This window comes from Streptomyces carpinensis, from assembly GCF_002154505.1.
GTDB classification, from domain to species: domain Bacteria; phylum Actinomycetota; class Actinomycetes; order Streptomycetales; family Streptomycetaceae; genus Streptomyces; species Streptomyces carpinensis.
In genome coordinates, this window is sequence record NZ_MUBM01000450.1 from 1 (window position 1) to 7,518 (window position 7,518).

Below are 7,518 nucleotides of genomic sequence, written 5' to 3' on the forward strand. Positions count from 1 at the left end.
TGATCGCGAAGTACTTCGCGACGTCGTTGGCGATGGAGAAGGTGGTCAGCGCGCCCCGGGTGATCAGGAGCTGCTTGCCGATCTCCACGATCTCGATGAGCTTGGTCGGGTTGGAGTCGAGGTCGACCATGTTGCCGGCCTCCTTGGCGGCCGACGTACCGGTGTTCATCGCCACGCCGACGTCCGCCTGGGCGAGGGCCGGCGCGTCGTTGGTGCCGTCACCGGTCATCGCGACGAGCTTGCCGCCCGCCTGTTCCCGCTTGATGAGGGCCATCTTGTCCTCGGGGGTGGCCTCGGCGAGGAAGTCGTCGACGCCCGCCTCCTCGGCTATGGCCTTGGCCGTCAGCGGGTTGTCACCGGTGATCATGACGGTCTTGATGCCCATGCGGCGCAGCTCGTCGAACCGTTCGCGCATGCCCTGCTTGACGACGTCCTTGAGGTGGATGACACCGAGCACGCGGGCGCCGTGCTCGTCCTCGACGGCGACCAGCAGCGGGGTGCCGCCCGCCTCGGAGATACCGTCCACGATCCCCGCGGCGTCCGCGGCGACCGTGCCGCCCCGCTCCTCGACCCAGGCGATGACCGAACCGGCCGCGCCCTTGCGGACCTTCTTCCCGTCCACATCGACGCCCGACATTCTTGTCTGGGCGGTGAACGCGATCCACTCGGCGCCGACCAGCTCGCCCTGGTGCCGCTCGCGCAGCCCGTATTCCTCCTTGGCGAGGACGACGATGGAGCGGCCCTCGGGGGTCTCGTCGGCCAGCGAGGACAGCTGGGCCGCGTCGGCGACGACCGCCTCGGTGGCGCCGCGCACCGGCACGAACTCGGCGGCCTGCCGGTTGCCGAGAGTGATGGTGCCCGTCTTGTCGAGCAGGAGGGTGGAGACGTCACCGGCGGCCTCGACCGCTCGGCCGGACATGGCGAGCACATTGCGCTGCACCAGCCGGTCCATGCCCGCGATGCCGATCGCGGAGAGCAGCGCGCCGATCGTGGTCGGGATCAGGCAGACCAGCAGGGCCACCAGCACCACCGTCGTCAGATGGGTGCCCGCGTAGTTCGCGAACGGCGGCAGGGTGGCGCAGGCGAGCAGGAAGACGATCGTCAGCGAGGCCAGCAGGATGTTCAGGGCTATCTCGTTGGGCGTCTTCTGCCGGGCCGCGCCCTCGACCAGGTTGATCATCCGGTCGATGAAGGTCTCACCGGGCTTTGTCGTGATCTTGAGGACGATGCGGTCGGAGAGCACCTTCGTACCGCCGGTCACGGCGCTGCGGTCGCCGCCCGACTCGCGGATGACCGGTGCGGACTCGCCAGTGATCGCCGACTCGTCGACCGACGCCACGCCCTCGATGACATCGCCGTCACCGGGGATGACGTCACCGGCCTGGCAGACCACCAGGTCGCCGATCCTCAGCTCGGTGCCGGGGACACGCTCTTCCGAGCCGTCGGTGTGCAGCCGGCGGGCGACCGTGTCGGTCTTCGCCTTGCGCAGGGTGTCGGCCTGGGCCTTGCCACGGCCCTCGGCGACCGCCTCGGCCAGGTTGGCGAAGATCACGGTCAGCCACAGCCAGGCGCTGATCGTCCAGCCGAACCAGTCTCCGGGGTCCGTGAAGGAGAAGACCGTGGTCAGCACCGATCCGATCCACACCACGAACATCACGGGCGATTTGACCATCACCCGTGGGTCGAGCTTGCGGAGGGCATCCGGCAGGGACCTGACCAGCTGCTTGGGGTCGAAGAGGCCCGCTCCGACACGGCCCTCGGCGGGCTTGTGCCCGGTCGGAGCGTGGTTGTGCGGCGCCCGGGTGGGAGTGGCTGTGGACATGGAGTCCTCTGACTTCTCTGTACGGGTGGTCATCACGCCAGCCCTTCGGCGAGCGGGCCCAGCGCCAGCGCCGGGAAGTACGTGAGACCGGTGATGATCAGGATCGCGCCCACCAGCAGGCCGGTGAACAGCGGTTTCTCGGTGCGCAGGGTGCCCGCGCTCACCGGCACCGGCTTCTGCCCGGCGAGCGAGCCGGCCAGCGCCAGGACGAACACCATCGGCAGGAAGCGGCCCAGCAGCATCGCGAGTCCGGTCATGGTGTTGTACCAGTCGGTGTTCGCGTTCAGGCCGGCGAAGGCCGAGCCGTTGTTGTTCGACGCCGATGTGAAGGCGTACAGGACCTCGGAGAAGCCGTGCGCGCCGGGGTTGAGGATGGAGTGCGGCGGGGACGGCAGGGCCATGGAGGCCGCCGTGAAGACGAGCGCCAGCGCAGGGGTGACGAGGATGTAGGCGGCGGCGAGCTTCATCTCCCGCCCGCCGATCTTCTTGCCCAGGTACTCGGGCGTACGGCCGACCATCAGACCCGCGATGAACACCGCGATGACCGCCATGATCAGCATGCCGTAGAGGCCGGATCCGACGCCGCCGGGCGCGATCTCGCCCAGCATCATGCCGAGCATCGTGATCCCGCCGCCGAGTCCGGTGAAGGAGGAGTGGAAGGAGTCGACCGCACCCGTCGACGTCAGCGTCGTCGACACGGCGAAGATCGACGAGCCGCCGACCCCGAAGCGGACCTCCTTGCCCTCCATCGCGCCGCCCGCGATCTGCAGGGCGCCCTCGTGGTGGGCGAACTCCGTCCACATCATCAGGGCCACGAAGCCGAGCCAGATCGTCGCCATGGTGGCGAGGATCGCGTAACCCTGCTTGACGCTGCGGACCATCACACCGAACGTGCGGGTCAGCGAGAACGGGATCACCAGGATCAGGAAGATCTCGAGGAGGTTGGTGAACGGGGTGGGGTTCTCGAACGGGTGGGCGCTGTTGGCGTTGAAGTAGCCGCCGCCGTTCGTGCCGAGCTCCTTGATGGCCTCCTGCGAGGCGACCGCGCCGCCGTTCCACTGCTGCGAGCCGCCCATGAACTGCCCGACCTCGTGGATGCCGGAGAAGTTCTGGATCGCGCCGCACGCCACCAGCACCACCGCGGCGAGCGCCGCGATCGGCACCAGGATGCGCAGGGTGCCGCGCACCAGGTCGGCCCAGAAGTTGCCCAGTTCCCCGGTGCGCGAGCGGGCGAAGCCGCGCACGAGCGCGACGGCGACCGCCATGCCCACGGCCGCGGAGACGAAGTTCTGCACGGCCAGCCCGGCGGTCTGGACGACGTGACCCATGGTCTGCTCGCCGTAGTACGACTGCCAGTTCGTGTTGGCCACGAAGGAGGCAGCCGTGTTGAACGACTGCGCCGGGTTGACGGAGGAGAAGCCGAGCGAGCCGGGCAGGACGCCCTGAAGCCGCTGCAGCAGGTAGAGGAAGAGGACGCCGACGGCCGAGAAGGCGAGGACACCGCGCAGGTAGGCGGGCCAGGTCATCTCGGCGTCGGGATGGGCGCCGATGCTCTTGTAGATCCACTTCTCCACCCGCAGGTGCTTCTGCGAGGAGTAGACCCGGGCCATGTAGTTGCCCAGAGGGAGGTGGACGAGCGCCAGCGCGCCGATGAGGGCGAGCACCTGGAGCACGCCGGCGAGTACGGGACTCATGTCGTGTCTCAGAACCTCTCCGGGAAGATCAGGGCGAGGATGAGATAACCCAGCAGGGCGACAGCCACGACCAGGCCGACGACGTTCTCGGCGGTCACAGCTTCGTCACCCCCCTGGCGACGAGCGCCACGAGTGCGAACACCGCGAGCGTGACGAGGACGAAGGCCAGATCGGCCATCGCGAACTCCTGGAATGAGGTTCGGTCGGTTCGGACGCTTAGAGGAAAGCGCCTCTCCAGCCGGATTCGGCCCTCGTTGACAGCTCTCATACGGCGGCCCGTACGGCTTTGACGGCCCCCTTACGGCCCTGGTGGACACCGGTGAGCCGGCCGCCATGACGGCCGGTGACCGGGCTCACGGCAGCCGGAAAAGCGGAGCCTGCGGCTCACCGGGTCCGTCTCCCGCCGCACGGCGGGGGCGACGACCGCGGACCTCCGGGTCCGGGTGGCACACCCTCACCGAGCGGACCTCGTCGGGCGAAGACCCGCGGAAGGTAGCGAGGACCGTGGCCCCCTCGACCGGCTGGAGAAGGAAGCGGCCGATCAGCGCCGACGGGCCGACGAGCGTCAGGCCGAGGACGGCCGCGAGTGCGACCTCCGCACGCTGGGGCCGCCGAACGCTCGGAACCGGGAAGGACGGCACGGCAAGGACCGGACCGCGTTGGCGATGGCCTCCACCCCCTGATCGGGGCGAGCACCGCCAGGCACGACCGAGCGGCTCCTCGTCGGCAGGGACGGCATCCGGCTCGGTGGTCGGAACGGGCATGGGCGCGGGCTCCGGCTTCCCTCCGCCTGGCACGAAAGTAGAAACGAGCGCGGGGCACCGGGTTCTGACCGTCTGCCGCCACCCCGCCCCTTCCTTGCGGCATCTTCGCACCCCATGAGTCGATCACGACGGGGTCTTGACGCGCATCGCCATCGGAACCACGCCGAAGTCCGCCGATCCGGTCCCCCGGGTCACTACGAGACACGCCTCATGGACGGACCTGGCGGATCCAGCTGAACGCCGTGCGGCCGTGGCGCGCCCTGTCAAGGCAAACCACGGCCGCACGTACGGCGCCGTTCCCGCCTACGCGGCGAGGCGTTCGGCGAGGGCCTTCGCCTTGGTGGCCGCGTCCTGGAGGGCGCGCTCGCGGGAGGCCTCGAAGAGCGGGACCAGCTCCGCCATCGCCGGGTTCTGCGGGGCCATGGTCAGCTCGGGGACGATGAAGTCGACGTCGAGTGCGAGCGCATCTCCGAGGACCGCCTCCAGGTAGTTCTGGACGTACTCGTAGGACTCGCGCGGGGTGCCCGGCGCGTAGGAGCCACCGCGGCTGGCCACGACGGTGACGGGGGTGCCCTTCGCGGAGGGGTTCTCGCCCGCGGTGCGCCCGAACAGGATCACGTTGTCCAGCCACGCCTTGAGGGTCGACGGGATCGTGAAGTTGTACATCGGCGCCCCGATGAGCACCGCGTCCGCCTGCTCCAGTTCCTCGATCAGCCGCACACGGTCGGCGAAGGCCGCCGCCTGCTCGGGCGTGTGCGCGGCCGGGTCGGCGAAGCCGGCGGTGTGGCCGTCGGCGGTGATGTGCGGGACGGGGTTCACGGCCAGGTCCCGGTAGATCACCGTGCCGTCGGGGTGCTGCTCCCGCCAGGTCCGGCTGAAGGCGTCCGTCACGGCGCGGGAGGCGGACGCCTCGCCCGGGAAGAGGGACGAGTCGATGTGGAGGAGGGTGGCCATAGCTGTCTCCAGGGAGGAAGAGCCCGTGATGACGGGCTGGAGTTTTCGTATGCAGCTATGTCTAACACAGGTACTTACTTTTTTTCATCCCCCTACGGCGAGGTAGTAACATGGCGCCATGGCGGTGGAGCAGACCCATGACGCAGCGGCATGCAAACGCGTGGACGACGGCATCACGCGCGTCTTCCAACTGCTCGGAAAACGCTGGAACGGCCCGATCCTGTCGGTGCTGCTCGAACAGCCCGCCTACTTCGCCGACCTGCGCCGGGCCATCCCCGGCATCAGCGAGCGCATGCTCTCCGACCGGCTCGCCGAACTCGGCGCCGCGGGGCTGGTGCTGCGTGAGGTAGACGAAGGACCGCCGCTGCGCGTCTCCTACCGGCTGACCGAGCGCGGATCCGCTCTGGAGCCCGCCCTGAAGGAACTCGGCGACTGGGCCAAGCACCACCTGCCGGACGCACCGCCCTGCACGGAGCCCCGATAGCGGCTCGCTGCGGGATGCGGCCGGCTCGGCCGCATCCCGCAGCGAGCCGCTGACCGGCGTGGCCGACGTGCCGGCCGCGTTCTCCCCCCTCTGACGGCACGTCCCCCTAGGGAAAGTCGCTGAAGGGGGACGATGAGTTCTCGGCGCACGAGGGGTCTACACGGACGAGCAGCCTTGGGAACTCGGATGGGAGCGGCATGAGCAGTCACGAAACCGACGGCGGGGCCAGCGCCTCTGAGCCGGAGGTCGTACATCTGGACCCGGCGACGACAGCGGTGGTCCGTGGCGTCGTCCCGATGACCGAACTGCGGGACTTCTTCGACGCCTCGTTCGGTGCCCTGGCCCGCACCATCGCGGGCCAGCGGATCACCATGCTGAGTCCGGCCTTCGGCCTCTACCACGGGTCGCCGGGAGAGACCCTGGACCTGGAGGTCGGGTTCGTCACGGACCGGGCGGTGCGGCCTGAGGCGGGGGTCGTGGTCGGCTCTCTTCCCGGAGGCCGGGCCGCGCGGCTCTCACACCTCGGGGCCTTCGACGGCCTGGGGTCTTCCTGGGAACGCCTGCACTCCTGGATGCGGACGCGGGGACTGTCCGCAGCAGAGGACCGGTGGGAGACCTACGTCACGCAGCCCTCCCCCGACATGGACCCACGGGACCTGCGTACCGAGCTCACCTGGCCGGTGGCGGACTGACCGCTGCGCGCGAGCCGGAGCGAAGCGAGTCATCGGCGCTCCGGGATGCGGTGCTCCTACTGGGGCGTAACGTAGAAAAGGGATGCAAGAGGCAGAAAAACCAGGCGCTTCTTCTGTCACTCCATGGATCGGATCAGATCCCGTGGCCGGTGGCCGATGGAGGCGGGCGAGGCGTGAGGCGTGGCGATGCGTGGTGCCGCCCCGTCGCCCACAGCCGGGAGGAGGGATCCTCGTGGGCACAGCCCCGGAGACCCTGCAGAAGGCCGAACTGACAGAGGAACAGACGCATGACAGCAAGCGTCAGTGGTTCCTCGATTCCGACACCGGAGAACTGAAGCCGGAGGAGTATTCCGATCACGAGCGGCAGGACCGGCCGCGCCCGGTCCGGGTGGCCCGCTGGACCTTCGATTGACCGAGTCGTTCGAGGACCGCGTCTGGGCTCGCCACTCCCCGCGTACAGGGGCGGTGCTGATCGTGGGTGCCGGAGCGGTCGGCGGATTCATTGCGGAAGAGCTCGCACGGATCGGCTTCAGCCCGCTCTGCCTGGTCGATCCCGACACGCTCGAGGTGGAGAATCTGGTTCGCCACCCGCTCGGCGCTCCGGACCTGGGACAGTCCAAGGCCCTGGCGCTGGCCGGGAAGATCCGCCGCGACTTCCCCTCGTGTGACGCCACCGGCCATCACGCGGATTTCCTCGGGTTGCATGTGGACCAGCAGCGGTCTCTGGTGGGTGCTGCCGACGTGGTGGTGGCGGCCACCGACTCGGCCGCCTGTCAGCGGCACGTCAACCGCGTGGCCCTGGCAGTGGGTAAGCCCGCGGTGTATCCGGCGATCTGGGTGGACCCCCAGATCCGTGACGCCGAGGTCGGCGAGATCCTTTGGGTCCTCCCCGGTAGGCGCACACCCTGCTACGAGTGCGCGGCAGCGTTCCGGCGATCGGCGGCCGACACTCAGGCCGCCCGCGGCGCCCGGGTGGACATCCAGCTCGTCGCCCTGACCACGGCCCAGGTCGTGACCGCCGTGGCACACCCCGACGACGACCGCTCGGCGGTCCTCGATCCGCAGCGCACCGCCATTTACGTCCACGGGCTGACGCCCACCTCGCCGG

At 69.3% G+C, this 7,518-nt stretch carries 9 protein-coding genes; 4 read left to right on the forward strand and 5 right to left on the reverse strand.

What is annotated here, in order from left to right; genetic code table 11:
- The 5 genes from kdpB to BZY54_RS42985 all read right to left on the reverse strand — a co-directional run.
- A partial coding sequence (gene kdpB, locus BZY54_RS42965) for a potassium-transporting ATPase subunit KdpB (protein WP_208640940.1) occupies positions 1–1,855 on the reverse strand: 1,855 nt, incomplete at its 3' end.
- A complete protein-coding gene (kdpA, locus tag BZY54_RS42970; protein WP_086730793.1) occupies positions 1,855–3,516 on the reverse strand; it encodes a potassium-transporting ATPase subunit KdpA in 1,662 nt (553 codons plus the stop codon). The genes kdpB and kdpA, both read right to left, overlap by 1 nt.
- An 8-nt stretch (positions 3,517–3,524) precedes the next feature.
- Positions 3,525–3,614: a K(+)-transporting ATPase subunit F gene (kdpF, locus tag BZY54_RS42975; protein WP_086730794.1), complete on the reverse strand. Its 90-nt coding sequence runs from the start codon at positions 3,612–3,614 to the stop codon at positions 3,525–3,527.
- On the reverse strand, positions 3,611–3,784 hold the full coding sequence (locus tag BZY54_RS51300) for a hypothetical protein (protein ID WP_158104006.1): 174 nt from the start codon (positions 3,782–3,784) through the stop codon (positions 3,611–3,613). The genes kdpF and BZY54_RS51300 overlap by 4 nt, the downstream gene beginning before the upstream one ends.
- A gap of 799 nt (positions 3,785–4,583) precedes the next feature.
- Positions 4,584–5,234 (reverse strand): FMN-dependent NADH-azoreductase, encoded by a 651-nt coding sequence (locus BZY54_RS42985; RefSeq protein ID WP_086730796.1) that lies wholly within the window; start codon positions 5,232–5,234, stop codon positions 4,584–4,586.
- Positions 5,235–5,352: 118 nt separating this feature from the next.
- Here BZY54_RS42985 and BZY54_RS42990 point away from each other — a divergent pair, with 118 nt between their 5' ends.
- The 4 genes from BZY54_RS42990 to BZY54_RS43005 form a co-directional block, all read left to right on the forward strand.
- Complete coding sequence (locus tag BZY54_RS42990; protein WP_086730797.1) at positions 5,353–5,718, forward strand: winged helix-turn-helix transcriptional regulator; 366 nt, start codon at positions 5,353–5,355, stop codon at positions 5,716–5,718.
- A gap of 197 nt (positions 5,719–5,915) precedes the next feature.
- A complete protein-coding gene (locus tag BZY54_RS42995; protein WP_086730798.1) occupies positions 5,916–6,410 on the forward strand; it encodes a GyrI-like domain-containing protein in 495 nt (164 codons plus the stop codon).
- A gap of 232 nt (positions 6,411–6,642) precedes the next feature.
- On the forward strand, positions 6,643–6,822 hold the full coding sequence (locus tag BZY54_RS51305; RefSeq protein WP_086730799.1) for a hypothetical protein: 180 nt from the start codon (positions 6,643–6,645) through the stop codon (positions 6,820–6,822).
- Positions 6,819–7,518: ThiF family adenylyltransferase (locus BZY54_RS43005; RefSeq protein ID WP_167414169.1), on the forward strand; the 700-nt coding region annotated here is incomplete at its 3' end. The genes BZY54_RS51305 and BZY54_RS43005, both read left to right, overlap by 4 nt.

What these genes read in the sequence shown, in the direction of transcription:
- kdpA (WP_086730793.1), bottom strand. Translation starts at nt 3,516, where the DNA reads ATGAGTCCCGTACTCGCCGGCGTGCTCCAGGTGCTCGCCCTCATCGGC.
- BZY54_RS51300 (WP_158104006.1), bottom strand. Translation starts at nt 3,784, where the DNA reads ATGAGAGCTGTCAACGAGGGCCGAATCCGGCTGGAGAGGCGCTTTCCT.
- BZY54_RS42985 (WP_086730796.1), bottom strand. Translation starts at nt 5,234, where the DNA reads ATGGCCACCCTCCTCCACATCGACTCGTCCCTCTTCCCGGGCGAGGCG.
- BZY54_RS42990 (WP_086730797.1), top strand. Translation starts at nt 5,353, where the DNA reads ATGGCGGTGGAGCAGACCCATGACGCAGCGGCATGCAAACGCGTGGAC.
- BZY54_RS42995 (WP_086730798.1), top strand. Translation starts at nt 5,916, where the DNA reads ATGAGCAGTCACGAAACCGACGGCGGGGCCAGCGCCTCTGAGCCGGAG.